Consider the following 26841-nt stretch of genomic DNA (forward strand, 5'->3'; position numbering starts at 1 on the left):
AGGAACAGCAAGCTATGCCGATTGCTTCAGATCCTAGGGCGGATCCGGTGCCCGAGTTCGCCGCATGGCGCAAAGGTGTCGCCGCAGTGCTGGCGAAGGCTCGCCGGGTCGATGTCGCCGAACTTCCCGAGGAGCCCGAGCGGCTGCTCGACGAGACCACCTATGACGGGCTGACGATCGCCCCGCTCTACACGCGGCGCGATGAATTGCCCGAGCAACCGTTGCCGGGAACCTTCCCCTTCGTCCGTGGGCGCGACGCCACCCCGGACGTGCACCGCGGGTGGTTTGTCAGCGCCCAGGTGGGTGAGCGGGAGGCGACAGCGGCGAACCGGGAGATCCTCGCCGGGCTGGAGAACGGGATCAGCGCGATCTGGCTCGGTGTCGGCGAACACGGCGTGCCGGTGGCCGAGCTGCCGACGGCGTTGGCGGGACTGCTGTTCGAACTGGCTCCGCTCACACTGAAGGCGGGAGGCGATGTCGCCGGCGCGGCGGAGCAGGTCTTCGCCGTGCTCGACGGCTATGCGGCACCCCAGCACGGCGACATCCGGGTCGCGCTCGGCGCCGCGCCGCTGACCAGCGGCTTCGCCGGCATCGGCGATATCGGCCTCGGGGCGGCCGTCGCACTCGCCGGGCAGGCCGCCGGTCGCCCGGAGACGGTGCGCGCGATCACGGTGGACGGCACCGTCTTCCACGACGCGGGAGCCGGCGACGCCCAGGAACTGGGCGCGGCCGTCGCGGCCGGACTGGCCTATCTCCGGGCGCTGACCGAGGGGCTGGATATCGCCGACGCGCTCGGTCAGCTGGAATTCCGCTTCGCCGCCACCGACGATCAGTTCGCCACCATCGCGAAGTTCCGCGCCGCCCGGCAACTGTGGGCGCGGGTCGCGTATGTGTGTGGGGCACCGGATTTCGGCGGCGCACCCCAGCACGCGGTTACCTCGGCCGCCATGATGAGCCAACGTGATCCCTGGGTGAACATGCTGCGCGGCACGCTCGCCGCGTTCGGCGCCGGTATCGGCGGCGCCGACACCGTGACCGTGCTGCCGTTCGACTCCGCGCTGCCGGCGGGCGAACTCGGGGTCTCGAAATCGTTCGCCGAGCGCATGGCGCGCAACACTCAGCTGCTGCTGCTCGAGGAATCGCATCTGGGTCATGTGCTCGACCCCGGTGCGGGCTCCTGGTACGTCGAGGACCTCACGAGCGCGCTGGCGGTGAAAGCGTGGGAGTTCCTGCAAGAGATCGAGGCGGCCGGTGGCTACTCGGCCGCCCTGGAATCCGGCATGCTGGCCGATCGAATCGCCGCGACCAAGGAAACTCGGGACATCGACGTCGCGCACCGCAGGACCGCCGTCACGGGTGTGAACGAATTCCCGAACCTGGCCGAGCAGCCGCTGTCGGAGGCGGCGCGGCAGCCGGGCCGCGTCGCCCGCTACGGCGCCGCGTTCGAGCAGTTACGCGACCGGTCCGACGCCTACCTCGCCGAGCACGGCGCCCGGCCGAAAGCGCTGCTCGTGCCGCTCGGTTCGGTCGCCGAGCACAACGTCCGGGTCACCTTCGTCGCGAACCTGCTGGCCTCCGGTGGTATCGAGTCGATCGACCCCGGTCCGCTCGAGGTGGGCGCAATCGCCGCCGCGGCAACCGGATCCGGCGCGCCGATCGCGGTGCTGTGCGGGTCGGATGCCCGGTACACCGCCGAGGCCGGCGCGGCGGTGGAGCAATTGCGCGCCGCGGGTGTGGGCTCGGTGTTGCTGGCCGGTGCCGCCAAGGTTGTCGCCGACCTGGACGACGCGCGGCGACCGGATGGATTCCTCGCCGCGCGCATCGACGCTGTCGCCGCGCTGTCCGGCCTGCTGGAGAAAGTGGGTGCCTGATGACTACTCGTGAGATCAAGCACGTGATCGGAAGTTTCGCGGATGTGCCGTTGACCGAGCGCGCGCCGGAGCCCGCCGCGGTGGACGCGGCGCAGGTGACGGCCTACGTGCAGGCGGCCGCGGCGGCCAACCGGTACGCCCCCGAGCAGCTGGTCTGGTCGACACCCGAAGGCATCGACGTGCCGCCGGTGTTCACCAAGGCCGACCGGGATGCCGTCGCGGCCGAAGGGTATCCGCTCGACAGCGTGCCCGGTGTCGCGCCGTTCGTGCGCGGCCCGTACCCCACGATGTACGTCAACCAGCCATGGACCATCCGCCAGTACGCCGGTTTCTCCACCGCCGCCGACTCCAACGCCTTCTACCGGCGCAACCTGCAGGCGGGCCAGAAGGGTCTGTCGGTGGCATTCGACCTGGCGACGCACCGGGGCTACGACTCCGACCACCCCCGGGTGCAGGGTGATGTCGGCATGGCGGGCGTGGCCATCGACTCGATCCTGGACATGCGCCAGCTGTTCGATCACATCCCGCTGGACCAGGTCAGCGTCTCGATGACGATGAACGGCGCGGTACTGCCGATCCTCGCGCTGTACGTCGTCGCCGCGGAAGAACAGGGTGTTGCGCCCGAGCAGCTGGCCGGAACCATTCAGAACGACATTCTGAAGGAGTTCATGGTCCGCAACACCTACATCTATCCGCCTGAGCCTTCGATGCGGATCATCTCCGACATCTTCGCCTACACCAGCGCGAAGATGCCGAAGTTCAACTCGATCTCCATTTCGGGCTACCACATCCAGGAGGCGGGTGCGACCGCCGACCTGGAGCTGGCCTACACCCTGGCCGACGGCGTGGAGTACATCCGCGCCGGTATCGACGCGGGCATGGAGGTCGACAAGTTCGCGCCACGGCTGTCGTTCTTCTGGGCGATCGGCATGAACTTCTTCATGGAGGTCGCCAAGCTGCGCGCCGGGCGTCTGCTGTGGAGCGAGCTGGTCGCGAAGTTCCACCCGAAGAGTGCGAAATCGCTGTCGCTGCGGACTCATTCGCAGACCTCCGGCTGGTCGCTCACCGCCCAGGACGCCTACAACAATGTCGCGCGCACCTGCATCGAGGCGATGGCCGCCACCCAGGGGCACACCCAGTCGCTGCACACCAACGCACTCGACGAAGCACTGGCGCTGCCGACGGACTTCTCCGCCCGTATCGCCCGCAACACACAGCTGCTCATCCAGCAGGAGTCGGGCACCACTCGCCCGATCGACCCATGGGGCGGTTCGTACTACGTCGAGTGGCTGACCCACCAGCTGGCCAACCGGGCCCGCGCGCACATCGCCGAGGTGCAGGCACACGGCGGCATGGCGCAGGCGATCGGCGAGGGCATCCCGAAGCTGCGCATCGAGGAGGCCGCCGCGCGCACCCAAGCGCGCATCGACACCGGTCAGCAGCCGGTGATCGGCGTCAACAAGTACCAGGTCGAAGCGGACCACGAAGTCGAGGTCCTCAAGGTCGACAACTCCCGGGTGCGCGCCGAGCAGATCGAGAAGCTGCGCCGGCTGCGCGCCGAGCGGGATCCCGACGCGGTGCGCCGGGCGCTGGCCGAATTGACCCGCGCCGCTGCGTGGGAGCGGAGCCCGCGGAGCGACCCAAGGGCACCAGCCGAAGGTGGCATGGCGAACAACCTGCTCGCGCTGGCCATCGACGCGGCCAGGGCCAAGGCCACCGTCGGCGAGATCTCCGATGCGCTGGAGCAGGTGTACGGACGCCACCAGGCCGAGATCCGTACGCTCTCCGGTGTGTACCGGGACGAGGCCGGAAAGGTCACCAACATCACCACGGCGAGCGAGCTGGTGGCGGAATTCGCCGAGGCCGAGGGCCGCCGCCCGCGCATCCTCGTCGCGAAGATGGGCCAGGACGGTCACGACCGGGGGCAGAAGGTGATCGCCACGGCCTTCGCCGACCTCGGCTTCGACGTCGACGTGGGCCCACTGTTCCAGACTCCGGAAGAGGTGGCGCAGCAGGCGGCCGACAACGACGTGCACGTCGTCGGTGTGTCCTCGCTGGCGGCGGGCCATCTCACGCTGGTGCCCGCGCTGCGGCAGGCACTGGCCGATGTCGGACGCTCCGACATCATGGTCATCGTGGGCGGCGTCATCCCGCCGGGTGACTTCGACGAGCTTTATCAGGCCGGAGCGGCGGCGATCTTCCCGCCCGGCACGGTGATCGCCGACGCGGCGATCGACCTGCTGAAGAAGCTCGGCGCCGAACTCGGTCACGCACTCGGTAGCGGCGCCACGGATTCCGCCGCCACCGAATGAGCGAACCGGGTTCCGCGGCGCGACCCACCGCGAAGGTGGCCGCGCGCAGGACGATTGATGTCGACGCGCTCGCCGCGGCGGTCCGTGCCAATGAGCGGGCCGCCTTGGCGCGTGCGATCACCGTGGTGGAGTCCACCAGGGCCGATCACCGCGAGCTGGCCCAGCAACTGCTGCTGAAGGTGACGCCCGAGGTGGGGGAGCCCGGGAGCGTGCCGGTCTCGAACCGAGTCGGCATCACCGGTGTTCCCGGCGTCGGCAAATCCACCTTCATCGACGCGCTCGGTATGCACCTGATCGGTCAGGGGCACCGGGTCGCGGTGCTCGCCGTGGACCCCTCGTCGACCAGGACCGGCGGTTCCATCCTCGGCGACAAGACCCGGATGGCTCGGCTGTCGGTGGAACGTGACGCCTATATCCGTCCGTCGCCCACCGCGGGCACGCTCGGCGGCGTCGCCAAAGCGACGCGCGAAACCATCGTGCTGCTCGAAGCGGCGGGATACGACGTGATCCTGGTGGAGACCGTCGGAGTAGGACAGTCCGAGGTCGCGGTCGCGAACATGGTCGATGTGTTCTGCTTCCTCACCCTGGCCCGGACCGGTGACCAGCTGCAGGGCATCAAGAAGGGTGTGCTCGAGCTCGCCGATCTGGTCGCGGTGAACAAAGCCGATGGCAAGCATGAGATCGAGGCCGAAGCCGCCGCCAGGGAACTCGCGGGTGCGCTGCGGCTGATCCACCCGCACGACGCGCTGTGGCATCCGCCGGTGTTGACCATGAGCGGGTTGCGGGGGCTCGGGCTGGACCGGTTCTGGGACACGGTGCTCGAGCATCGCCGCGTGCTCACCGAAGCCGGGGAGTTCGAGGAGAAGCGCCGCCGCCAGCAAGTCGATTGGACCTGGACCATGGTGCACGACCAACTGCTGCGCAGGCTCGCCGATAACCCGGATGTGAAAGCCATTCGCGCGCAGGTGGAAAAGCAGGTCCGCGACGGCACCCTGACCGCGGCTCTCGCGGCCGAGGCACTACTCAGGGCCTTCGACGGCCGCTGATCGCGCGGTGCTGGCGGCCTGAGGTGTGAGCATGCGGCTCATCCGCCTCTCGAAGTCCGCACCGCGTGACCCGCTGACGGCGTGTCGGTGTGCGAATCAGCTGGTGGGTTCGGCGACGGTTCGGCGGATGTCGTCGGTGTCGGCACCGGCGGCGAGCAGGATGGTCAGCAGCACCCGTGCTTTGAGTCCGTCGAGCAGTCCGGCGGGGATGAGGCCGCGGCGTTGCAGGTCGATCTCGCTGCCGATTCCGCCGTAGGTCGCGCGCAGCGCGGGGCCGGTGCCGGGGCGTCCGGCGTAGAGCACGGGGATTTCTCGGGCGATCTGTTCGAGGGGCTGTGCCCAGGATGGTGGTGTGGAACCACCGCCGGCGGCTTCGATCACGACCCCGCGGTAGCCGAGGTCGACGAGGTGAGTGAGCAGTCGCCCGTCGTCGCCGATGGTGGCGCGCAGCAGCGCAACCGGCGGGAACGGCGCGGAGGGAATCCCATGGCTACGTCTGCGTGGCGGATGCGCGTGCAGATACACGGAGCCCTCGCTGATTTCCCCGAGCGGGCCGGGGACGCTGACGAAGGCGTCGACGTGGGTCGTGTGCCGCTTTTGGACCTGGGAAGGGGCGTGGATGCGGTCGTTCATGACGACGGCGACACCGATGCTGATGGTGGCGGGATCGGTGGCCACCTTCAGAGCGCTGACCAGATTGGTGGGTCCGTCGGCTCCCGGCGCTCCGGGGTGACGCATGGCCCCGGTGACGATCAGCGGGGCGTCCGCTGACCACATCAGCTCGAAGGCGAACGCGGCTTCCTCGAGCGTGTCGGTACCGGTGGTGACCACCACACCGGTCGCCCCGGCGGCGACCTCGGCTTCGGCGTGGATGATCACCGACCGCAGCAGGTCGAAATCGAGTGCTGCGGAGGAAACCTGAGCGAGACTGTGCTCGGTGATCTCGATGCCGGGTAGTAGCTGCTCGATCGCCGGGCGCAGGCTCGGGGAGTGCTCGCCGGGAACCACGCCGGGACCCCCGGCGTGTGGGAAGGACGCGATCGTTCCGCCGAGGGTGCACAACGCAACGCGGTGGCCGGCGTTCGTCATCGACCTGTCCTCTGCTCGACTGTGCGGCGGCGGTCGGACCAGTGCGGCGTAGACGTGTGGCCGGCGAGGCACAGCCTGCCGGTGTGGCCCATCGTCGCGGTTTCGGCCATGGCGGTGCGGAGCCGGTCGAGGTCTGTTCCCGCTGTGGGGCCGTCGATCGCGGCGGCGATTCCGGCGGGCACCGGCGGCCAGGACCGGGCAGCGGCCGGGTCGATCCTGGCGGGCTGCCGGACGCCCGGCTCAGCTGTGGGTGTGGCCATCGGCTTCCTTCTGCACCTCTTCGGCGACCTCGCCGAGGGCTTCGGTACTGGTTTCCGGGGCCCAGGCCCAGCAGATCAGGCCACCGATGGCGAGGACGACGACGCACCCGACCAGTGCCGCATCGGCGCTGTAGTGGGCTACGACGAGCGGGAGGAGGAACGTGCTGGCGGCCGATCCGATGCGGCTGACAGCGACGGCGATGCCGACCCCCGATGCGCGTAGATCGGTGGGGAACAGCTCCGGGGGGTAGACGTATTCGAGGTTGACCGCGGCGGCCAGGACCAACGCGAACAGGGCGAAGATGACGACGGCGACGACGGGACTGGTGCCTGCGAAGGTGACCAGAGCCGCGAGCAGCGCGGCGCCGAGGAAGAACGTGCCGATCAGAAACGTGCGCCGAGAGACCCGGTCGATGAACACCAGTCCGAGGACGGCGCCGATCAGCAGGAAGGCGTTGTAGGCGGCCCCGGCGCCGAGTTTGCTGGTCACTCCCAACGACTCCATCACCTGCGGCGAGAAGGTGCCCAGGGCGAAGAACGGGATGACCTGACACACGTAGAACAGGGCGCCGACCGCGGTGCGCTTGCGGAACTTCGGGGTGAACAGCACCCGCAGCCCGCGCCGCTCGATCGGCACGGTCTCCACCGGGGGCGCAAGCACAGCGGCGCCGAGATGGGTGCGGACCACCGCGGCGGCCTCCTCGGTGCGGCCGTGCTGGGTCAGCCACAGCGGGGACTCCGGCACACCGAGCCGGAACCAGAAGATCAGCAGGGCCGGAACGGCGCTGGCGGCGAGCATGTATCGCCAGGATTCCCCGCCGACCTGGGTGAGGAGATAGCCGACGAGGTAGGCGGCGACGTAGCCGGTGGACCAGGCCACCGCGAGCAGGCTCATCAGCCGGCCGCGGAAACTGCGCGGGGCGTGTTCGGTGACGAGGGCCTTGCTCACGACGTAGTCGGCGCCGAGGACCACCCCGATCAGCAGCCGCAGGACCAGCAGCTGCCAGGGCGATTCGATGAAGAACTGGATCGCGGACAGGACCGCGAAGACGAGCATGTCCCACGCGAAGATGCCGCGGCGGCCGATCCGGTCGGCGATCGGGCCGGTGACCACCGCGCCGAGGAACAGGCCGGCGAGGGTGGCGGCGCCGAGCAGGCCGACCCACAGCGGTGTCAGACCGAGGGCGCCGGTGGAGGCGGTGATGACGATGCCGATGATGCCGAGAATGAAGCCGTCGCTGAACTGGCCGCCGGTGCCGGCGATGGTGATCTTGATCTGGAACTTCGTCAGCGGGGCGTCTTCGTAGGCGACGGGTGCGGGGCGGGTGGCGAGATCAGTCATGGCGGGCATGCCTCGAGAGGGGGGCGGTCTGTGCCTGGTCGTGGTACTGGACGGTGGTGGCTTCGTAGCCACTGGTGGCAGCGAGGGTGACCCAGGTGTCCAGGGTGCCGCGCAGGTTCTCCTCGCGGCGCGGGCCGTCCCAGGTGAGGCCGGCGACGCACCGGCGTGCGAACGAGGTGGCGGCGGCGGTGAGGTCGGCGAGGATGGTGATGATCGCGTCCACGATCACCGGTTCCATGATGTTCAGTTCGAGCTCGCCTGCGGCGACGGCGCATTCGACGGTGTGCGCGGCGCCGCGGATCCGGTAGCTCAGCTGCATCACGTACTCCGGGATCGCCGGGTTGATCTTGGCCGGCATGATCGACGACCCCGCCTGCACGGCCGGGATGGTCAGGTCGCCGAAGCCGCCCGCCGGACCGGAGGACAGCAGCCGGATGTCGGCGGCGATCTTGGCCATGGTCAGGCCGGCGCGGGCGCCGGCATCGGCGATGGCCGCATAGGGGTCGAGGTTCGCCAGCGCGTCGAACAGGTCGGGCGCCGGTTCCAGGTCGCGGCCGGTCACCGCTGCGAGTTCGCGCACTGCGATCGCGCGATAGCCCTCGGGTGCGCCGAGCCCGGTCCCGACCGCGGTGGCCCCGAGCGGCACGGTGTGCATCTGCGCGACCGCGTCTTCGAGGGCGGCTGCGGTGCGCCGGACCGCCGCGGCCTGGGCACGGTGGGACTGGCCCGCGGTGAGGGTGACCGCATCGCGCAGGCAGGTGCGGCCGAGGTGCGGGGTCTGATCGAATTCGGCGCCTTTCGCCTCGAGCGCGGTTGCCAGTTCCTCGAGCGCCGCGAGGGGCTCGCGGGCCAGATCCAGCACCGTCAGCGCCATCGCGGTCGGGTACGTGTCGTTGGTCGACTGCGAGGCGTTGACGTGGTCGTTCGGATGTATCGGCGCACCGAGCAGCTGTGCCGCCCGGGCGGCGACGACCTCGTTGACGTTCATGTTCGTGGTGGTGCCGCCGCCGCCGAGCACCAGCGCGGAGGGGAACTGGCCGGCGTGCGCGCCGGCCGCGATCTCCTCGCACGCGGCGACAATCGCGTCTGTCTTGGTTTCATCGAGGACACCGACCTGGCAATTGGCGCGGGCGGCCGCCAGTTTAACCAGCGCGTAGTTCCGCACGAACGTGGGCACATCACCGAAGGTGCGACCGGGTCCCGGGAAGTTCCCGAGCGAGAGGGTTGTCTGTTGACCGTAGAGCGAGGTTGGCGGCTCGGCGGTGGTCTGTGCGGCGACCATAGGGGGACCTTTCATGTGATGCGTACCACTAGGGCAATAGTGATCACTGTATGGACCGACTAGGCATCCCTCCAACCATCTGTGCTTCAGTAGCAACACTTTTTTCTATTTAATGGGGATTCTTGTAGATTTGGTAGAAGAGTGTTGTTCGAACAGCAACGAAGGTGGTGCGGGTGGCGGATACGAGTGCCGAACGGGTGGCCGCGCTGCTGCGCGCGTTCGGGCGCGGTGGCGACTCTCGCGGGGAACGCTCGGTGAGCGATCTGGCACGCGCGGTCGGGCGCGAGCGCAGCCAGGTCTCGCGCATGCTCAAAGCGCTCGAGCGCGGTGGACTGGTCGAGCAACTCCCCGACAGCAAGCGGTATCGGCTCGGGTGGTCGCTGCTGGTCCTCGCCACCGGTGCCGGTGACACCCCGCTGCTGCGGGCAGCACGGCCCGTCCTGCAAGCCCTCGTCTCGCGGGTCGGCGAGGTGGCGTTGCTGTCGGTGCAGCAGGGAAACCGTTCCCTGACTGTGCTCCGGGAAGAGTCGCACCAGTCGCTGCGGGCCGGAGGATGGGTCGGTCGCAGCTCTCCGATGCACTGCACCGCCTCCGGGCGAGCATTGCTCTTCGACAGCGACGACGAACTCGTCGAAACGCTCACCGCCGAGGACCTGCTGACCCCCATCTCGACGCTCGCCGCCCCCGCGGATCTGGACGAGCTGCTTCAGCGACTGAACATCGAACGAGCGCAGGGCTATTCCGTTGCCAGTGAGGAGGTCGAGATCGGATTGACGTCGGTGAGCACCCCCGTTCGCGATCGCAACAACACGATCATCTCCGTCATCAATGTCTCCGGCCCCACCTCTCGGCTCATCACACACGTCGAGGACATCGCGAAATTGCTGAAATCGGGCAGCACCAGGATCCAACGAACTTTGACCTCACCGGACACCCCTGCCCAGTCACTTCGGCGAGGATAACGCCCTGGAGCCGAGCGCTGCTCGTCGATGCCCCGGCTGTGGCCGAAATGCTCTTTCGTGTCGCGACGAGGGCTGCGGAAGCGCCCCCGGTACGCAGCACCGGGGCGGGCACGAAATGCGTGTGGATAGTGATGATTTCGGGCAGTCCGAGCTCGGCGCGGAAAGCGGACCGGTAACCGATGTCATCGGCGCCGGTCATCGAACCTTTTGCGTGACGGGCGGATGGACTGCCCGTGCGAGATCGCCGACCCGGGTGATCAGCCGCTCGAAGAACACCTCCGGGTCGGTGCCGATCACGATGTCGGCGTTGGGCTCACGTCCCCACATGCCCGCCCAGTCGGCGACTGTGGTCGCGCGGGTGATCGTGCCCGCCAATTCCACGTCCACCGTCGCGGGCCGGGTGCGTGCCAGCGACGCATCCAGCGCTACCGCGGCTGCGAACGGATCGTGCATGTGGGCGAGGTAGCCCAGGTCGTAGCCGTGGTGGAAGTCGAAGTAGAACCGCACCGCATCAGTGACGTGCCGGACGATCGGATTGCTGGCGACCGATCGGGCGGCAGGCGGCTCGGCGGCCGAGACCAGTTCCACCGGCTCGCTTTTCGCGCGCTCGGCGAGACGGACCAGATGCTCGGGTCGCATCTCGATGGTCTCGGTGACGTCGAGCGGGCAGACGATCGGCCTGCGTTGCGCCGGGGTCGCGGCGAAGGCGTCGAAGACCTCCTTGGCGGCTTCCGGATCGACGTGCACGTTCCACTCGTTGGTCGGCGTCGTGTTACCGGGATGGTTGAACGCGCCGCCCATGATCACCAAGCGGTGCAGCAACACCGGCAATTCGGGTTCGATGCGCAGCGCGAGGGCGAGATTGGTCAGCGGTCCGGTGCAGAGCCCGACGATCTCGCCGGGATGCGCGCGCACCAGCTCGGTCCACATTTGCGCGGCCGAACGCGGCGAGAGGCGGCGGGCGGAGGCGGGCAGCTCCGCATAACCTACGCCTTGCGGCCCGTGCGTGTCCTCGGTGGTGCGCAGCGGGATCGCGAGCGGGTCCGCGGCGCCGAGCGCGACCTCGACCTCGGGTGCGTGGCAGACATCCAGCCAGGCGAGGTTGTTGGCCGCCACCTGCGCGGCGGGCACGTTTCCCGCGGTGGCGGCGATGCCCACGATCTCGGCCTCGGGGGACCCGAGTAGATACAGCAGGGCGAGGGAATCGTCGATGCCGGTGTCGACGTCCATGATGATCTTCTGCCGCACAGCATGAGACTAGCCGGTGTGCTGTTCGGCGCCGCGGTGCCGATATCGGGGTGGCGGCGAAATTAGAACAAATGTCTAGTACATTTGTCTTAGACGTTGTAGTCTGTACGGATGGGAAATCGCGAGGATCTACTGGTGGGAGCGCGAAAAGTCATTGCCGAACGGGGCGTCGCGAAGGCCACGGCCCGGGATATCGCGTCCGCGGCCGGGGTGAGCCTGGCGGCGATCGGCTACCACTTCGGCTCCAAAGAACAGTTGATCACCGAGGCGCTGACCGACGGTCTGGGCACCGCGATCGGCGATAGCATCGAGGCGCTGATTCGCCAGGGTGCGGGCAGCACGCCGCTGGCCGCGTTCGCCGCACTGTGGAATTCGATGCCCGCGGTATTCACCGACAATCGGGACAGCATGCTGGCGAGCGTGGAAAACCTCGTGCGCGTCGCCCGTTCGCCGGAATCGCAGAAATTCTTCGCCGAAAGCCTTCCCGGCGCTTATCGGGACATGGCGGAGGCCTTGCGAGCGGCACACCCGCAGCTCGGCGAGGACCAGGCCAACGCCGTCGCGGAGCTGTATTTCGTGCTCGTGCAGGGACTCGGTGTGCTGCAGACAATCGCTCCGGAGGCAAAGCTTCCGGACGGGGACCGGCTGGCTGAAGCGGTGGCCAGCCTGGCCGGGGCCGATCAGTGGCTGTTCGTGGCCGATCAGTAGGCGGTGGCGATTCCGCACGAGGAAGCTGTCTCGGCGAATTCGGCTGACCGATCCGGCAATGACACGAAGGGCTGAATAACCCGGGCGCCGCAACGGGATTTCGCGGCGCCCGGGCGGACGCTCACCGCGTCGGCAGCGGCCAGACGGGACGATCCGCGCCATAGGTAGGCGCGGGCCAGGCGTAATCCGGGTATTCGGCGAGGGCGGGTGTCGCGGTGACGACCTGTCCGTGCCGGACAACGTGTGCGGGGTTCGGCACGGCGGCCTTGGGGTGACTCGGCGTGCGCTCCGGCGCGGTGAGCAACCAGGACGCGGTGCGCGCCAGCGCGACCCGCACGTCCCGGCCGACGCCGTCCTCGCCGCGGGCTATCAGTGCATCGATCACGCCGGCGGCGAGCAGATAGCCCGACGCGTGATCCAGCGCCTGCGCGGGCAACGCCCCGGGCAGGGCGGGCGCGCCTTCGATGATCGAGATGCCCGACGCGGCCTGCACGATGCTGTCGAAACCGCGGTGTGTGCCCCACGGGCCGGTCTCACCCCACGCCGAGACTCGTCCGTGGACGAGGCCGGGACGGCTTGCGGCATGCACGCCGGCGCGCTCCAACGCGCCCGGCCGGTAGCCGGTGATCAGCACGTCCGCGGACGCCAGCAGGTCGTCGATCCGGCTCGTGCGCAGATCCACCACCGTGGAGCGCTTGCCCTGGCAGGTGTCCGCGTACTGCCACGGGATCTCGGGCAGCTGCGGCGGATCCACCCGCAGGACCTCGGCGCCGAGCAATGCCAGTGCCCGAGTCGCGACCGGTCCCGCGATCACCCGGGTCAGATCGAGCACCCGCACGCCTCGCAGCGGCTGCAGCGGAGCTGCTCCCGACGGCAACCCGGGCTCCCCGCGGTCGGCGCGCGGTGCGATCGCCACCAGGGGCCCCGTGCCCGCGGCCTGTCCTTGCGGGCTCGCGGCCCACTCTTCCTCGGTGCGGACGCGGACCACGACCGCGCCGTGTGCCGCCGCTCGGTCCTCCAGATCGCCGGCGCGGCTCATCGCCATCCGGGCGACGGCCAGATCGACGGGCGCGGACGCGGGCAGGTCGAGCGCGGCGAGCAGGCGAGCGCGATGGTGCGGATAATTGGCGTGCGTGCGAACCCAGCCGTCGAAGGTGGGGAAGAAGCCGGACAGGTCGGTGAAAAGCGTCGGTTCTCGGCCGCCGACGCGCAGCAGCCTCTCGCTGGAGAAGGCGGCGGTGATGCGCACGGGGTCGATGCGGTGCGCCACCGGTTCGAGACCACGCGTCTCGCGCATGCGGTTCGCCGCGGCGGTCAGCGTCGCGACCGAACCGGCGGCCAGTGCCCACACCGGTAGCGTCGCGGCGAGATTGTTCCCCGGATCGGGCGCGGGGGAGATGGGCGAGGCGGTGACACCGATACCGGCCTCGTAGTCGTGGACGAGCCGTGCGTGCGTGTTCACTCGATTCAGAGTACTTGCTGCGCTGGAGAACTCGTGTGCCGTGATCGGCCCGCGCAGGGCTCGGAACGTTCGCGCCCCGGTGATTGTGCCGCTGGTCTTCGTGTCACCTGCGGTGATCGGGATCGAACGGGAATCTTCGCCGGTGTACCCGTGTGCCACATCACGTTGCCGTACAGCCCTGGCCGCTCGGATTTCCGCGTTGTCGGCCTCCGTAGTTCACCACCGCCGTGATCGGAACTCCGTTCTGCGCAAGTTCGAGTCATCGAGCGCGGGGGCGTGCGCGCGCTGAACGAGTCTCGCCGAAGTGGTCCTGCCCGCGGTACGTGCTGACTACCAGGCGGTAGACCCATCGGTACCAGCCGGGCGATCCGCTGTGTCGACATCGCGGCGCTGGCCGGCACCGAGGACCCGATGACGCGGCCCGAGCAGTCCGGGAATGGCGAGCGCATACCTGGGGTGGCTTCGATCGGGCGACCTTCCCCGGCGGGCAGTTCTCGCCAGGAGCCGGGACCCCACGACCGCTGTCCCCACCGGCTACCAGGCAGCGGGCTGGTAGTCCTTGAGGAAACAGCCGAACAGGTCGATGCCGTTCTCACCCTGCACGATCGGGTCGTAGACCCGCGCCGCGCCGTCGACCAGGTCCAGCGGCGCGTGGAAACCCTCCTCGGCCAGGCGGATTTTCGTGTAGTGCGGGCGCTCGTCGGTGATCCAGCCGGTGTCGACGGCGGTCATCAGGATGCCGTCCTGCTCGAACATTTCGCGAGCGCTGGTGCGGGTCAACATGTTCAGCGCGGCCTTGGCCATATTGGTGTGCGGGTGCCCCGGACCTTTGTAGGCGCGGGCGAACTGCCCCTCCATGGCCGAGACGTTGACGACGTACTTGCGCCGCGCCCGCGCGGCGGCCATCGCCGGTCGCAGGCGGGAAACCAGGACGAAAGGGGCGACCGAGTTGCACAGTTGGACCTCGAGCAGCTCCGTCGGATCGACTTCGGCGACGGTCTGCACCCAACTGTTGGTGTGCGCGAGGTCCGGCACCAGGCCGCCCGCGTCGATCGCTACGCCGCGCGAAATGCGTTCCGGCGTGGCCGACCCCGCGACCAGCGCCAGTTCGGCGACCTCGGCGGCGGACAATGCCGGGGTCAGTGAGGCGGTCAGCGCGGTGGGGTGGGCCTGCATGGTCGTGCCGAAACTCACCACGTCCGGCAGCATGCCCGCGGGCAGCGGTCCCGACTCGGCGTCGACCAGGGCACTGTAGGCACCCGGCGAGCGGCGTACCGTCTGCGCGGCGTTGTTGATCAGGATGTCCAACGGCCCCTGCGCGGCGACATCGTCGGCGAGGGCGACCACCTGGGCCGGGTCGCGCAGATCGATGCCGACGATGCGCAGGCGATGCAGCCAGTCCGCGCTGTCGTCCATCGCGGTGAAACGCCGGATGGCGTCGTTGGGGAAACGGGTGGTGATCGTGGTGTGCGCGCCGTCGCGCAGCAGGCGCAGGGCGATATACATGCCGATCTTGGCGCGGCCGCCGGTGAGCAGGGCCCGGCGCCCGGTCAGGTCGGTGCGCGCGTCGCGCTTGCCGCGGCTGTTCGCCGCGCAATCAGGGCACAACTGGTGATAGAACGCGTCGACCCGGGTGTAGCGCTGCTTGCAGATATAGCAGGGACGCGGACGCAGTAGCGTACCCGCGCTCGCACCGTTCGTGGTCGAGCTGATCGGGATGCCCGCGGTCTCGTCGTCGATCCGGTTCGGCGAGCCGGTCGCGGTGGCCGCGACCACCGCCCGGTCAGCGGTCGAGACCGCCTCGCGCGCCGCGGACCTGCGTCGCTGCTTGAGCTTCTTGAACATGTGCCCGACCGCGCGCTGCACCGTCATCGAGTCGGGATGATCCTTGTCCAGCGTTGCGGCCTGCTGCAGAACCCGCAGACAGGTCGCGAGGTCCTCGGGATCGATCATGCTTTCGGCCATCGCGGCGGGAGACATCCTTCACTGAGCTGGGCAAGCGACCGGCCCATTGTCGCAAACCCGCCTGCCGGGAAGCCCTCCGGTTGCCCGCATCCCGCCCCGACGCCCGGGGCGGCAGCGTATTGGGCGGCGCCAGATTCTGCCGGCGCTGGGTTGTGCCGGTGTCGTAGGCTCCGCTACTGCGCAACCCGCGTTCGGTGCGATCAGCTGCCGTGTCGTGGACTGATCGCCGCGTGGGTCGTCGGGGAAGTCGCCGATCGCTTCGGCGGCCGGCAATGGTCCGGTGGCGTCCGGCAAACCGTTGTCCGCGATGCAGAACACCAGGTTCGAACTCGCCGAGTGCGCGACCATCGCCGAGGTCGCACGCACCTTCCGCGACCACTGCGTCAGCACGCACCTGCGTGACGGGGTCGATGTGCCCATCGCCACCATGTCGAAAGTACTGGTTGACCGACCAACTCGGTATCGTGGTTGGCCGCTGCCTGCAACCGTTCGGCGGCTACAGCTACCTGACGGAGTATCCGATTTCGCAGCTCTACACCAGCGCCCGCGTATTGCGCATCGGCGCAGGCAGCAACGAGGTGATGAAGGATCTCATTGCCCGCGCGCTCTGAAACCAGCAGTGCCACGGCAGACGAGCGCGGCTTTTCGGCGCTGCCGCGCCGCCGCAGACTGGAAGCCGACGAGCGGCGCGCGCAGATTCTCGCCTGTGCCGTCGACCTGTTCGGCGAGCGGCCCTATGCGGCCGTCTCCACCGCCGAGCTGGCGCAGCGGGCCGGTGTGGCCCGCGGGCTGATCAACCATTATTTCGGCAACAAGCGTGACCTCTATCTGGCGGTCGTGCGGCGGATGGTGACGCTGCCCGAGCTCGGCACCATGATCGTGCCCACCGGTACTGCGCAACAACGCGTGGACGCCGGCGTGCGCTGGCTGCTGGATATCATCGCCGAGCACGGCCGCATCTGGGTGAAGGTGACCAGCCATGAGGTTGTCGGCGCCGATCCCGAGGTGCAGCAGATCCTGGACGCCGCCGATGACGCGGTGGCCGAACGTCTGCTGCTGATAGTGGGGCTCGCCGAGTGGGCACACGATGCCGAACTGCGCACGTTTGTCCGCGCCTACGGCGGCATGGTCAAGGTCGCCGGCCGGGAATGGATCACCCGGGGCACGCTCACCCGTGAGCAGGTGCACGAACTGCTGTGCGACATGTTGCTGACGCTGGTCACCCGGACGCTGCCGAACGTGGATCGCAGACGGTGAGCCCGCGGTCCGGAAGTCACCGCCGACGCGGCTCGCGGCTATAGCGAACGGGCCGCAGACCCCCGGGAGCATGCCCGTGACGACCGTACTTCAGCTCGATCACCTGCTCCCGGTGGTGTTCGAGCAGCAGGGCGCCGACGCCCGCGATCCACAGGGCCGCGGTGACCGCCGCGCCGACGCCGGCCCACCCGCCGAAGCCGTAGCCGGCGGCGGTCAACGTGCAAGCCATCGCCGCGACCGCGAGCGCGCACAGCACGATGCCCGGCAGGTTGAAGTCGTCGCCGAGCAGATCCCCGGCCCTGGCATGCCAGTTCTGCTTGTCCTGACCCGCGGACATCCTCTTATCCGACATGGATCCTCCTGGCGAAGAGCCGTCGCCGCACTGGCTCCTTGTCGACCAGCATGCACCCGGACCAACAGATCCGCGAGCGTTATGGTGGGTTTGTTATTACGGCTCGATCACGGAGATGGGACACTTCGGCTCAACATTTCGCATTTCCCGCCCTATTCTGTGTCGGTATATCGGGGCGGGTCCGGGTAGTCCGAGGTTCCTGCGTGGTGTGTGTCGGTGTGGAGAGGGACCTGGATGACACGAGCGGAACGGCGTGAGACCGATCGCTGGCCTGTAGCGCAGCCGGAGAAGAGCTGGCCGGAGCCGGAGTCCGACCGGCGCTGGCCGCAGGACGAGGACGAACGCAGGCCCGAACAGCCGCAGGCCCGCCGCCGCACCGGAAGGCTCCGGGTGGAGGTTCCGCCGATCATCAATCCGTACGCGATCATCGCGCTGATCGCCGCGTTGCTCGGACTGTTCCCGGTCGCCCTGGTGTTCGGGTTCATCGCCTTCAGTCATCCCCGCGGTCGCGTCATGGCGCTGTTCGCGCTGCTACTCGGCGCCGCTGAGATGACGGCGGTGGCCGGATTCGTCCTGCTGTCGACCAATGTGCTGCCGAATGTGATCGACCGCACAGCTGCCGTTGCACCGACCACCATGGCCGCGGCGCCCGCGACCATCGAGCCTTCCGCGGCCGCCCTGCCGACCGCCCCGACGACCGCCGCTTCGGCTACCACACCGCCGACCGCGGGTCAGGGACCGGTCCGGAAGAGCGCTGCGTGCACCGACGGCCAGCTCGGTCAGATCGGCACCGCCACCGACGGCAGCACGCTGATCTGCCTGACCACCGCCGGCGGTAACCAGTGGTCCGGCCCGCACGCCGTGGCGACCGCAGTGCAGCAGGCCGGCGCGAAATGCGACGCGTCCGGGGTGAAGACCGGGCGCACCGCTGATGGCCGCGCCCTGGTGTGTGAGGTCAGCGGCCGCGGCGGCACCTGGGTGCTGTGGACCGAATAGCGGACGCCGCTATTCGGGCTTCCTCGCGCGGCTCGGCTGCACCCGGGGCGGTTCGTTGGGCATCTTCGGATACTGCGGGGGCCAGGGAGCGTCCATGAGTCCCGCTGCCATATCCCGCTCGGACATCGCCAGTAATGGTGCGATCGACTGCGGCGCCCGGTCGGCCCATGGATCACCGAATTCGGCGTAGCGGGCGGGCACGGTGGCGATGGTCAGATCGTCGGGCACTACCGAATCCAGATCGGACCAGCTGATCGGCGTCGATACCTGGGCCCCCACCTTGGGGCGTACACACCAGGCGCCGAAAACCGTTTTGTGCGGCGCGTTTTGATTGAAATCGATGAATACTCGAGCACCGCGTTCCTCTTTCCACCACTGCGCGGTGATATCTTCGGGGTATCGGCGCTCCAATTCGCGCGCCAGCGCGACCGCCGCGGCCCGCACCTGATAGCCGTCCCACTTCGGTTCCAGCACCACGTAGATGTGCAATCCGCGCGAACCGGAGGTTTTGATCCGAGATTCGATGCCGAGTTCGGCGAACAGGTCCCTCGTCCGCGCCGCGGCACGTTTGAGATCGGCGAATGCGCTGCCGGGAGAGGGATCGAGGTCGATACGCAACTCGTCGGCGATCTCCAGATTGTCGGCGTGGTTGGGCCACACATGGAATCCGAGACAGCCCTGATTGACCGCCCAGAGAATATGGGCGAGATCGTGGGCGACGAGCGCGTCGCTGGTGGTGCCGTTGGGCGTGGACACTTCCACGGTGCGCAGCCACTCCGGCGCGGATTTCGGTACCCGCTTCTGGAACCAGGATTTGCCCGAGGCCCCGTCCGGATAACGCTCCAGCAGCAACGGCCGTCCGCCGACCACGTTCAGCAACGGTTCGGCGACCGCCTGGTAGTACCGCACCAGGTCGAGTTTTGTTTCGCCGCGCTTGGTGAAATACACCTTGCCCGGATTGCTGATCGTGACGGTTCCACCGTCGACCTCGATATCGACCGACTCACTCATGACCGCGCCTCGCCCGCGCTCGGCTCCGTCATCAGCGAACGCTCGGCTTTGCCCGGTGTTCGCGTGCTCAGTGCGCTTTCGCCGAACAGGGCGCTCAATTCCGCCGGCGCGACTTCGTCCAGCTGCGCGTAGGTGCACGATTCGGGGGTGCGGTCGGTGCGGAAACGCACCAGCCTGCCGCCATGGCGCAGCCGGCCCGATTGGATGTGCTCGTAGCGGACCTCGGCGACCAGTTCCGGTCGCAGCGCTTCCCAGGACAGATCCTTGCCGCCGGTCCAGCGACTCACCCCGCCGGGCATCTTGCCTTCGGCCGCGGCCTGCGCCGCCGCGTCGGCCCAGGCCCGCCACGGATGGTTCTGCAATGCGTTCTCCCGCAGCGCAGCCAACTCCTCGACGAGTTCGCTGCGCCGTGCCGCGGTGAAGCTGCTGGCCACGCCGACGTGGTGCAGGTTGCCCTCGTCGTCGAAGAGCCCGAGCAGCAGCGAGCCGACCCCCGCACCGTCCTTGTGCCAGCGGAAGCCCGCCACCACACAATCGGCGGTCCGCTCGTGCTTGACCTTGAGCATCACCCGTTTGTCCTGCAGGTAGGCCAGGTCGTCGGACTTGACCATGACGCCATCGAACCCGGCGCCCTCGAACCGGGTGAACCAATCCTCGGCGACATCGGGGTCGTGCGTGATCGGGGTCAGATGCACGCGGGCGAGTGCGGTGTCGAGAATCGTCTCCAGCAGCCGCCTGCGTTCGGCGAACGGCGCACCGGTGAGGTCGTCGTCACCGAGCGCGAGCAGGTCGAATGCGACGAAACTGGCGGGCGTCTCCTGCGCGAGTTTGGCGACCCGGGATGCGGCGGGGTGCAGACGGTTCTGCAGCGTATCGAAGTCCAGACCGTGGTCGGTGACCACGACGATCTCGCCGTCCACCACGCACCGATCCGGCAGGGCCTGTCGCAGCAGCTCGGCCACTTCGGGAAAGTACCTGGTCAGGGGGCGATCGTTACGGGAGCCGAGTTCGACCTCGGCACCGTCACGGAACACGATGCAGCGGAAGCCGTCCCATTTGGGTTCGTAGCTCAGGCCCGGCTCGCGCGGCACCGCCGACACGGATTTGGCCAGCATCGGCCGGACGGGTGGCAACACCGGTAGGTCCACGCGCGCTCCTCCTCGGGTTCGATCCGCACCCATACCGACGTCGCGCCCGGGACGAACTCATCGGTATGTGGCCGGGGCCTCGGCTCGATCGTAGGTGCCGGTGCCGACACCTACGTGGAGGTCGCCGCTCAGTTCTCCAGCCACCCGTGCTCGTCGGCGAACGCGGTCAGCCGGTCGCGGATGGTGAGGATCTCGCCCGCGGTGAGCGCGGGGCTGGCATCCAGCAGCAACTCGGTGATCAGACGTTTGTGCTCGGTGACGGTGAGCTGCCCCGAGCCCGGTCGGTCTTTTCCCTTGTGCCGGGGAGTTGGGGGGGACGATCCGCCGACCGCGTTGAGATTGACCGCCTTCGGCCCGCGGTCGCCTTCGGTCACTTCGAATTCGAACACCCGCCCCTGACGCAACTCGTCCTCGTCCAGACCGATGTCGTTGACATGGACGAACACGTCCGGTCCGCCGTCTTCCGGCCGAATGAATCCGAATCCCCGAGACCCGTCGAACGACACCAATTTCCCGATGGACACCAACACCTGCTCCTCGTCGCCGTCGCTACTCGGCCACTGTAGCCCGCGTGTCGCCATCGTTGGAAGAAAGCGCCTTTTGCAACGAATTGAAAACGGTCAGTCCCTGACCGACCATTCCGTTCACCAGTTCGCCGACGCCATCGGGGCCGTTGAGCACGGTCAGATTCGCGTTCGCCAATCCGTTCGATGCCTGCTTGACGATTTCCGGAAGTTGTTCGATCAACAACTGGTCCAGCGCGATCCGGTTGTTCGACGCGGCCGCGGCGGCCTGGATCCGGGTGCGGTCGGCCTCCGCCTCGGCCAGGATGCGCACTCGGTCCGCTTCGGCGCGAGCGGGTTTCACGACCTCGGCCTGCAACTGCTGTTCGCGCAGCTCCGCCTCCTTGCGTGCCTGTTCGGCCTGGGCGGTGAGCACTTCTTGCAGCGCCATCGCCTCGGCGAGCGGGCCGGCCTGCGCCGCTTCGGCGTTGGCCCGGTCGATATCGCGCTGGTACTGCGCGCGCAGGATCGCCGTCTCGCGCTGGTACTCCGCCTGCTTGCGCTGGGATTCCTGGTCGGCCTGCGCCGCCGCCTGCGCGGCCTGCGACTGCGCGATCTGCGCGTCCCGCTGCACCGCGGCATTGTGCGGCGCGGCCAGCGCCGCGATATAGCCGAGGTTGCCGTCATCGATGGACTGGATCTGGAAGGAATCGACCCACAGGCCGATATTGCTCATCTCCACTTTCGAGGCGACGAGCACTTCGTCGGCCAGCTTCTGGCGCTCCCGGATGATCTCCTCGACCGTCATCGACCCCACGATCGAGCGCAGGTGCCCGGAGAAGATCCGTCCGGTCAGCACCGACATCTCCCGCTCCTGCTCGGAGAGGAACCGCTGCGCCGCGTTGACGATCGACTGGGTGTCGTTGGCGACCTTGAACGCGATCACCGCACGGACATCAAGCTGGATCGCCTGCTTGGTGACGCAGCGCTCTTTGATCTCGGATTCGAACATCGCCAGCGACAGATACCGCACTTTGCGAAACAGCGGAATCACCCAGGCGCCGCGTCCGATGATTACTGTGAACGGCGTGTTGTCCCGGCTCCTGCCGCCGCTGACCAGCATCGCCTCGTCCGGGTCCGGTACATGGTAGCCCAGCACGTTGTCTCCCTTACTGTTTCAGGTTCCGTCCGCCGGATCCGGGCAGCGCAATCCACGGGACGACATCGACGATGCGCCCCGGATGGCTCGAGATGACGAGCACAGTCGAACCAGCCGAGATGGGCTCGGTGGCCTGTGCGAGGTACAGCTCGGTTCCCCCTCGAATCGCGACCAGAACCTCACCCAGCGTCCCGGCGCCCCGGATCGGCGATGTGAGCGTACCCGTCAAACCCACCACAGGGTCGGTCATCCGATGATCTCCTCTGCTGCCGCCCGAACCGTCACCCTAATTCTCGCGCAGCACCTTTCGATATCGTGTGGCTATCAGCGTGGGGTAGTGACCCCGAACGCCTGCCGTCAGCAGCGGTACAGCGAGCGGTATGCGGTGAGCGTCGCGACGCAGTGCTCGATGATCTGTTCCCGGCCGGCGCATAACGACCCGTCCAGCCACGCCGCGAACATGCCGGCATTGCCGCTGGCCATCGTCACCGCCGCCAGCCTGCGCTTGGTCGGGTCGTCGATGTGGCCGAGCAGATGGTCCTGCATGATCCGGGTGAACTCCGGCAGCAGCGCGAGGGTGGTCCGGCCGAAGCCGGTGCCCGAGTAGGGCTCGACCAGAAGCAATCGGGACTTGCGCGGGTCGGCGAGCACCTTGTCCACCAGGATCTCCGCCGGCACGCGCGCACGGGACGGGTCTTCGGCGGCCGCGAAGGCCGTAATCGGCTCCAGGAACTCGTCGGCAACCTGGCGGTAGAGCACGTCGAGCAGTTCGTCGCGGCCGGCGAAACTCTCATAGAAGTAGCGGTCGGTGAGGCCCGCCTTACGGCACACCGCGCGCATGGTTACCCCGCTCGCGCCCGAATCGCCGATCAGATCGAGCGCGGCCTCCAGCAACGCTGCCCGACGCGCCTGTCTGCGCTCGCTGAGCGTCGTTCCACCCCAGATTCGTGGGCCCGCGTCGCCGTCCGATTCCGTAGCTGTCTGCACGGCCCAACGATAGTGCGCTGGTGGTGGGCCCGGACGCAGCGCTCACCGCCCATACGCCGAGGGTTTGCGGTAACGTACCCCGGGCGATCACGGGCCGGTAACTGTGAGTTTACTCGAGTCGGTTAGCTTCCCTCGATCTATCAGTGGTTCTGCGGTGGAGGATGACGGCACGTGTACAACTCCACTGCGGGGATGCTGTCCGACCCGATCGGCGATGGTCTCCGTCGCGCCACGGTACCCGCTGCACACCCAGCGGTTCGGCTTGTTCCGCCGCCGCGCAGCCCTGTGCTGCTCGCTCGCGGTCCGCGTCCGGCGCACGTGCCGCTCGCGCCCGCCCAGGAACGGATGTGGCATGCCGCGCGGGCCGGAAACTCGAGTGACTGGAATGTGGCTCGCGCGGTGCGCCTGTCCGGTCCGGCGTTGCGACCCGAGGCGCTGGTGGCGGCGATAGGTGACGTCGTCGCCCGGCACGAACCGCTGCGCACCCGCTATCCGGACACCACCGTCGGTCCAGCCCAGGTGGTCGTCCCGGCGAGCGAGGAGTTGGCACGGGCCGAAGTCATCGAGGTCACGGAAGCCGAATTGCCGGAACGCGTCGCGGAATTCGCCGCCCGCGAATTCGATCTGGCCGCCGGAATTCCGCTGCGGGCACGGTTGTGCGTACTCGGTCCGTGCGAGATCGTGCTGGTTCTCGTCGTGCACCACATCTCGATCGATGGCCGGTCGGTGGCCCCACTACTGCGTGACCTGGTCACCGCGTATCTCGCCAGACAGGCCGGCGCCGCACCGGCCTGGACGCCGCTGCCGATCGACTACGTCGACTACACCCTGTGGAAGCACGCCCAGCTCGGCGATTACTCCGACGAATGGAGTCGCGCCACCCAGCAGTTGCGCTACTGGGCCAATGCGCTGGCCGGCCGGCCGCCGATGCTCGAGTTCCCGTGCGATCGCCCGCGTCCGGCCCCGCGGACGGGAGCTGCCTGCGTCGGGGCAACCGTGCCGGTCGTGATCGAACCCGGTGCGCATCGCGCGTTGCTCGAGCGCGCTTGCGCGACGCAGACCAGCTTGTTCATGGTGCTGCAGGCGGCATTCGCGGTTGCGGTCGGGGCGTTCTCCGGCAGCGGCGACGTCACGGTGGCCACCGCGGTGGCCGGTCGCGATCATCGCCTGCTGGACGAACTGGTCGGCAACTTCGCCGACGACGTGCTGCTGCGGGTACGTCTGGATCGCGCCGCCGATATGGACGAACTGCTCGAGCAGGTGCGCCGGGTCGCGCTGGCCGCCTTCGCCCACCCGGACACGCCGAACCAGCGGCTCAAGCGCTGCTTGCTGCAAGACGCGGCCTGTCCGCTGTTCCAGGCGACGCTCATCCTCCAGCGGGGTGCGGCCGCTCAGCTCGCCGATGCCGCCGCCGGCGGCGGGGAACTGACTGTCGCCGAACTCGACACCGGGGTGATCCGCGCCAAGCACGATCTCGAGTTCGGCCTGGTGGACCGCTACGACCGGATGGGCGCGCCCGCGGGCATCGACGGCGTGTTCATCTATCCGACCGCGTTGTTCGAGCGCAGTACCGCGGTGGCATTCGTCGAATTGTTCACGGTCACCGTCGAACTGTTCGCCACCGGTTACCGCGGCCCGCTCGCGCCGTTGCTGGGTAACCACCGCGCCCCACAGCGATCATGCCGATGATCTTCTTCGGGCACGGCACGTACTTCTGATCTACTTCTGATCCGCGAGCGGGACCGCGCAGCTAGTACCGCCCTTGGAGATAGTCGACGAGGTGCTCACGTTCGGTGGCCAGTTCGGAGATCGCGCTCTTCACCACGTCGCCGATACTGACGATGCCGACCAGCCTGCCCTCGTGCACGACGGGTAGGTGCCGGATGCGGTGCTCGGTCATGATGCGGCGCAGGCCGTCGACCCGGTCATCGAGCGCGCAGGTGTGGACGTCGGAGGTCATGATCTGCGAGACGGGCGTGTCCAGCAGGTCGGCGCCGTGGGCGTGCAGGCTGCGGACGACGTCGCGCTCGGAGACGATGCCCGCGATCGCGTTGCCGTCCGGTGAGACGACCACCGCGCCGATATTCCGCTCGGCCAGCACGGCGAGCAGCATGCGCACCGTCATGTCAGGGGCAACCGTTGCTACGTCGCTGCCCTTCCTGCGCAGGATCTCCGAAATCTGCATATTTCACTCCTGATGTCGCGGCACTATCAGGATCGCAAGTTCGCGGCGCGGTGACCAGCACAGATCCGTTACAAGCCACGATTTGGTCACGGCGCGGACGTCAGAGCCTTCGGGCCGGGCTGCGATCGAGGTCGTCGCACAGGACAGATCGAACGCGCCGTAGGTCATGACGGGTGTGCTCCAAATACCAAGGCAGGCGTGCATGAAATCATGCCCGAGTCGAGCGTCTCACTGCGGCTACCGGCCCGACGAATTGTGCGATGCGGTATCGGCGGCTCGACGTGCGATGTGGAGCGATTCGCCCGGTGCCGACGCAGCTAGCGGAGAGGAACCGCCCAGTTCGACGAATAGCATTGTATACCAGTCGTATTCAGAGGTTATTCGTCGTCCAGCCCGGCGGATAGATAGGCGGCAGCAGCCAGCCACTGCCTGCATTGCGGACCGTGTACCTCATGGGCAGTGAGGATGTCGCGGGCTTGGCGGTAGGTGAGACCGCGCGGCTCCACCACGCAGTCGGACCCGGGCAAATCCGGTGTCGGGTATTGGCGCGAGAGTTCGGCTCCGGTGATGACAGCAACCGGGTGGGGAGTTCGGAATGGCTGGCTCATTCGACTGGCCTCTTGTGTCCGGCATGCGGTGGAAGGCTGACGGGATCATGACGCCAGCTCGAGCCCCTTGCGCACCTCCCAAATTTCGAGTATGAGTCTACGTCTCCGTTGCTTACAAATGCAAGTACATCTGCACGATCGGTGAGGCAAATCGGGGCGCCGGCCATCGGCCGCAAGCAGGTGAGTATCGATGTCCCGCTTGCCTTTTGATATCCAGGGGCCTTGTCGAATCCGGGCAATTGCGCCGGAGGCGGAGATGGGGGCGATCTCACCGACTGGCGTCACCGGCGATGCGGGCGATCTCGTAGCCGTCCTTCCCTGTCGTATCCAGGAGTTTCAGATCCGCGTGGAGTGCCCCGGATAAGCCGGCTGTGGTCGCCGGACGTGGGTTGGACTACTCGCAAACCTGTCTGCTGGCATTGCCGTGTGATTGGAACGATGCGCGGTGGCGCGAACGGCGCACGCATCCGATATGCGGTGTGACAGTGCGAGATTCGCGTTCTGCCAGCAAACGAGGTCGGCTGGCCGATCATGGATGTCGCTGCATGCCTCCACGATCATGTTTCACATTCCCGGCGAGAGGTTCCGTATCCAGTAAGCCCACAAGGGCGAACTTCGTGCTATCGTCCGGTGTTGGTGCAGATGCAAGAACGTTTGAATGTGCATATGCACGAACCGATTCGCCGAACTGTAGTAAGCGAGGAGTGGGCCACAATGTCCGATACATCCACCAACAACGTTCTCGGAACTTGGCGCAAGAGTTCCTTCAGCAATCCCAGCGGCAACTGCGTCGAGCTGGCCGAAGCATCCAACGGCCAGGTGGCGGTACGTAACTCGCGGGACCCGGAAGGCGGTGTTCTTTTCTACACCCGTCCGGAGATCGATGCGTTCGTCCGTGGCGCCAAAGCCGGAGAGTTCGACTATTTGACCAGCTGAGCGGTGATATCAGCGTTCGGCGCGGTGTGTCTTCGCGCCCGGTAGTTGTGACACACTGCGAGCAATCCCGGAGTCTCGGCGACGAACTCGATGATCGCTGAACCCGGTGATCGCTGAACCCGACAATTCTTTATCGAATTGGCTGAATAGGC

General features: G+C 67.8%; 26 protein-coding genes. 10 read left to right on the forward strand and 16 right to left on the reverse strand.

Annotated elements, in window-relative coordinates:
* Window positions 1–14 precede the first annotated feature (14 nt).
* The 3 genes from ACT86A_RS25060 to meaB are packed head-to-tail and all read left to right on the forward strand — an operon-like array spanning window position 15 to window position 5229.
* Window positions 15–1871 carry a methylmalonyl-CoA mutase family protein gene (locus ACT86A_RS25060; RefSeq protein ID WP_445094665.1) on the forward strand — a complete coding sequence of 619 codons (1857 nt, stop codon included), beginning with the start codon at window positions 15–17 and terminating at the stop codon, window positions 1869–1871.
* Window positions 1871–4183 (forward strand): methylmalonyl-CoA mutase, encoded by a 2313-nt coding sequence (gene scpA / locus ACT86A_RS25065; protein ID WP_445094666.1) that lies wholly within the window; start codon window positions 1871–1873, stop codon window positions 4181–4183. The genes ACT86A_RS25060 and scpA overlap by 1 nt, the downstream gene beginning before the upstream one ends.
* Window positions 4180–5229: a methylmalonyl Co-A mutase-associated GTPase MeaB gene (meaB, locus tag ACT86A_RS25070; protein WP_445094667.1), complete on the forward strand. Its 1050-nt coding sequence runs from the start codon at window positions 4180–4182 to the stop codon at window positions 5227–5229. Before scpA ends, meaB begins: the two co-directional genes overlap by 4 nt.
* A gap of 96 nt (window positions 5230–5325) precedes the next feature.
* Here the strand turns inward: meaB and ACT86A_RS25075 are convergent, their stop codons facing one another.
* Genes ACT86A_RS25075 through ACT86A_RS25090 form a run of 4 tightly spaced genes read right to left on the reverse strand, consistent with a single transcriptional unit; the run spans window position 5326 to window position 9202 of the window.
* Window positions 5326–6318 carry an asparaginase gene (locus tag ACT86A_RS25075; protein ID WP_445094668.1) on the reverse strand — a complete coding sequence of 331 codons (993 nt, stop codon included), beginning with the start codon at window positions 6316–6318 and terminating at the stop codon, window positions 5326–5328.
* Complete coding sequence (locus ACT86A_RS25080) at window positions 6315–6578, reverse strand: hypothetical protein (RefSeq protein WP_445094669.1); 264 nt, start codon at window positions 6576–6578, stop codon at window positions 6315–6317. The genes ACT86A_RS25075 and ACT86A_RS25080 overlap by 4 nt, the downstream gene beginning before the upstream one ends.
* Window positions 6559–7920 (reverse strand): MFS transporter, encoded by a 1362-nt coding sequence (locus ACT86A_RS25085; RefSeq protein WP_445094670.1) that lies wholly within the window; start codon window positions 7918–7920, stop codon window positions 6559–6561. The genes ACT86A_RS25080 and ACT86A_RS25085 overlap by 20 nt, the downstream gene beginning before the upstream one ends.
* On the reverse strand, window positions 7913–9202 hold the full coding sequence (locus tag ACT86A_RS25090) for a lyase family protein (protein WP_445094671.1): 1290 nt from the start codon (window positions 9200–9202) through the stop codon (window positions 7913–7915). The genes ACT86A_RS25085 and ACT86A_RS25090 overlap by 8 nt, the downstream gene beginning before the upstream one ends.
* 173 nt (window positions 9203–9375) lie before the next feature.
* Between ACT86A_RS25090 and ACT86A_RS25095 the strand changes: the two genes are divergently transcribed.
* The gene (locus ACT86A_RS25095; protein ID WP_445094672.1) at window positions 9376–10164 is read left to right on the forward strand and encodes an IclR family transcriptional regulator; all 789 of its coding nucleotides are present in this window, start codon (window positions 9376–9378) and stop codon (window positions 10162–10164) included.
* Between the two features lie 195 nt (window positions 10165–10359).
* Here ACT86A_RS25095 and ACT86A_RS25100 read toward each other — a convergent pair whose 3' ends face one another.
* Complete coding sequence (locus ACT86A_RS25100) at window positions 10360–11412, reverse strand: nucleoside hydrolase (protein ID WP_445094673.1); 1053 nt, start codon at window positions 11410–11412, stop codon at window positions 10360–10362.
* Window positions 11413–11547: 135 nt separating this feature from the next.
* On the opposite strand from ACT86A_RS25100, the gene ACT86A_RS25105 reads away from it, so the two are divergent.
* Window positions 11548–12120, forward strand: a complete 573-nt coding sequence (locus tag ACT86A_RS25105) for a TetR/AcrR family transcriptional regulator (RefSeq protein WP_445094674.1) — start codon at window positions 11548–11550, stop codon at window positions 12118–12120.
* 121 nt (window positions 12121–12241) lie between these two features.
* Here the strand turns inward: ACT86A_RS25105 and ACT86A_RS25110 are convergent, their stop codons facing one another.
* Window positions 12242–13582, reverse strand: coding sequence for a CoA transferase (locus ACT86A_RS25110; RefSeq protein ID WP_445094675.1), 1341 nt, complete (start codon window positions 13580–13582; stop codon window positions 12242–12244).
* Window positions 13583–14116: 534 nt separating this feature from the next.
* Window positions 14117–15547: an SDR family NAD(P)-dependent oxidoreductase gene (locus tag ACT86A_RS25115; RefSeq protein WP_445094676.1), complete on the reverse strand. Its 1431-nt coding sequence runs from the start codon at window positions 15545–15547 to the stop codon at window positions 14117–14119.
* A gap of 443 nt (window positions 15548–15990) precedes the next feature.
* Between ACT86A_RS25115 and ACT86A_RS25120 the strand changes: the two genes are divergently transcribed.
* Entirely contained in the window at window positions 15991–16158 is a 168-nt protein-coding gene (locus tag ACT86A_RS25120) for an acyl-CoA dehydrogenase family protein (protein WP_445094677.1), read from the forward strand.
* Window positions 16142–16804, forward strand: a complete 663-nt coding sequence (locus ACT86A_RS25125) for a TetR/AcrR family transcriptional regulator (RefSeq protein ID WP_445094678.1) — start codon at window positions 16142–16144, stop codon at window positions 16802–16804. Before ACT86A_RS25120 ends, ACT86A_RS25125 begins: the two co-directional genes overlap by 17 nt.
* A gap of 16 nt (window positions 16805–16820) precedes the next feature.
* Here ACT86A_RS25125 and ACT86A_RS25130 read toward each other — a convergent pair whose 3' ends face one another.
* A complete protein-coding gene (locus ACT86A_RS25130) occupies window positions 16821–17156 on the reverse strand; it encodes a hypothetical protein (RefSeq protein ID WP_445094679.1) in 336 nt (111 codons plus the stop codon).
* Window positions 17157–17390: 234 nt separating this feature from the next.
* On the opposite strand from ACT86A_RS25130, the gene ACT86A_RS25135 reads away from it, so the two are divergent.
* Window positions 17391–18152 (forward strand): hypothetical protein, encoded by a 762-nt coding sequence (locus ACT86A_RS25135; protein ID WP_445094680.1) that lies wholly within the window; start codon window positions 17391–17393, stop codon window positions 18150–18152.
* A gap of 9 nt (window positions 18153–18161) precedes the next feature.
* On the opposite strand, the gene ligD is transcribed toward ACT86A_RS25135, so the two are convergent.
* The 6 genes from ligD to ACT86A_RS25165 form a co-directional block, all read right to left on the reverse strand.
* On the reverse strand, window positions 18162–19163 hold the full coding sequence (gene ligD / locus ACT86A_RS25140; RefSeq protein ID WP_445094681.1) for a non-homologous end-joining DNA ligase: 1002 nt from the start codon (window positions 19161–19163) through the stop codon (window positions 18162–18164).
* Entirely contained in the window at window positions 19160–20311 is a 1152-nt protein-coding gene (locus tag ACT86A_RS25145) for an ATP-dependent DNA ligase (protein WP_445094682.1), read from the reverse strand. Before ACT86A_RS25145 ends, ligD begins: the two co-directional genes overlap by 4 nt.
* 128 nt (window positions 20312–20439) lie before the next feature.
* Window positions 20440–20835 carry a cold-shock protein gene (locus tag ACT86A_RS25150; protein WP_445094683.1) on the reverse strand — a complete coding sequence of 132 codons (396 nt, stop codon included), beginning with the start codon at window positions 20833–20835 and terminating at the stop codon, window positions 20440–20442.
* 25 nt (window positions 20836–20860) lie between these two features.
* Window positions 20861–21973 carry an SPFH domain-containing protein gene (locus tag ACT86A_RS25155; protein WP_445094684.1) on the reverse strand — a complete coding sequence of 371 codons (1113 nt, stop codon included), beginning with the start codon at window positions 21971–21973 and terminating at the stop codon, window positions 20861–20863.
* 10 nt (window positions 21974–21983) lie between these two features.
* Window positions 21984–22223 carry an NfeD C-terminal domain-containing protein gene (locus ACT86A_RS25160; RefSeq protein ID WP_445094685.1) on the reverse strand — a complete coding sequence of 80 codons (240 nt, stop codon included), beginning with the start codon at window positions 22221–22223 and terminating at the stop codon, window positions 21984–21986.
* A 107-nt stretch (window positions 22224–22330) separates the two neighbouring features.
* A complete protein-coding gene (locus ACT86A_RS25165) occupies window positions 22331–22960 on the reverse strand; it encodes a TetR/AcrR family transcriptional regulator (protein WP_445094686.1) in 630 nt (209 codons plus the stop codon).
* Window positions 22961–23131: 171 nt separating this feature from the next.
* Here ACT86A_RS25165 and ACT86A_RS25170 point away from each other — a divergent pair, with 171 nt between their 5' ends.
* Complete coding sequence (locus ACT86A_RS25170) at window positions 23132–24649, forward strand: condensation domain-containing protein (protein ID WP_445094687.1); 1518 nt, start codon at window positions 23132–23134, stop codon at window positions 24647–24649.
* 61 nt (window positions 24650–24710) lie between these two features.
* On the opposite strand, the gene ACT86A_RS25175 is transcribed toward ACT86A_RS25170, so the two are convergent.
* Together ACT86A_RS25175 and ACT86A_RS25180 are read right to left on the reverse strand one after the other, a co-directional pair.
* Window positions 24711–25145: a CBS domain-containing protein gene (locus tag ACT86A_RS25175; RefSeq protein ID WP_445094688.1), complete on the reverse strand. Its 435-nt coding sequence runs from the start codon at window positions 25143–25145 to the stop codon at window positions 24711–24713.
* Between the two features lie 377 nt (window positions 25146–25522).
* Window positions 25523–25753, reverse strand: a complete 231-nt coding sequence (locus ACT86A_RS25180) for a hypothetical protein (protein WP_445094689.1) — start codon at window positions 25751–25753, stop codon at window positions 25523–25525.
* 714 nt (window positions 25754–26467) lie between these two features.
* Here ACT86A_RS25180 and ACT86A_RS25185 point away from each other — a divergent pair.
* Entirely contained in the window at window positions 26468–26689 is a 222-nt protein-coding gene (locus ACT86A_RS25185) for a DUF397 domain-containing protein (protein ID WP_445094690.1), read from the forward strand.
* Window positions 26690–26841: the final 152 nt, after the last annotated feature.

The sequence above is a fragment of the Nocardia glycosmidis genome, from assembly GCF_052545115.1.

Coding starts and splice junctions, on each gene's coding strand:
- ACT86A_RS25060 (WP_445094665.1), top strand. CDS start 15: ATGCCGATTGCTTCAGATCCTAGGGCGGATCCGGTGCCCGAGTTCGCC.
- scpA (WP_445094666.1), top strand. CDS start 1,871: ATGACTACTCGTGAGATCAAGCACGTGATCGGAAGTTTCGCGGATGTG.
- meaB (WP_445094667.1), top strand. CDS start 4,180: ATGAGCGAACCGGGTTCCGCGGCGCGACCCACCGCGAAGGTGGCCGCG.
- ACT86A_RS25075 (WP_445094668.1), bottom strand. CDS start 6,318: ATGACGAACGCCGGCCACCGCGTTGCGTTGTGCACCCTCGGCGGAACG.
- ACT86A_RS25080 (WP_445094669.1), bottom strand. CDS start 6,578: ATGGCCACACCCACAGCTGAGCCGGGCGTCCGGCAGCCCGCCAGGATC.
- ACT86A_RS25085 (WP_445094670.1), bottom strand. CDS start 7,920: ATGACTGATCTCGCCACCCGCCCCGCACCCGTCGCCTACGAAGACGCC.
- ACT86A_RS25090 (WP_445094671.1), bottom strand. CDS start 9,202: ATGGTCGCCGCACAGACCACCGCCGAGCCGCCAACCTCGCTCTACGGT.
- ACT86A_RS25115 (WP_445094676.1), bottom strand. CDS start 15,547: ATGGCCGAAAGCATGATCGATCCCGAGGACCTCGCGACCTGTCTGCGG.
- ACT86A_RS25130 (WP_445094679.1), bottom strand. CDS start 17,156: ATGTCGGATAAGAGGATGTCCGCGGGTCAGGACAAGCAGAACTGGCAT.
- ACT86A_RS25135 (WP_445094680.1), top strand. CDS start 17,391: ATGACACGAGCGGAACGGCGTGAGACCGATCGCTGGCCTGTAGCGCAG.
- ligD (WP_445094681.1), bottom strand. CDS start 19,163: ATGAGTGAGTCGGTCGATATCGAGGTCGACGGTGGAACCGTCACGATC.
- ACT86A_RS25160 (WP_445094685.1), bottom strand. CDS start 22,223: ATGACCGACCCTGTGGTGGGTTTGACGGGTACGCTCACATCGCCGATC.
- ACT86A_RS25175 (WP_445094688.1), bottom strand. CDS start 25,145: ATGCAGATTTCGGAGATCCTGCGCAGGAAGGGCAGCGACGTAGCAACG.
- ACT86A_RS25180 (WP_445094689.1), bottom strand. CDS start 25,753: ATGAGCCAGCCATTCCGAACTCCCCACCCGGTTGCTGTCATCACCGGA.
- ACT86A_RS25185 (WP_445094690.1), top strand. CDS start 26,468: ATGTCCGATACATCCACCAACAACGTTCTCGGAACTTGGCGCAAGAGT.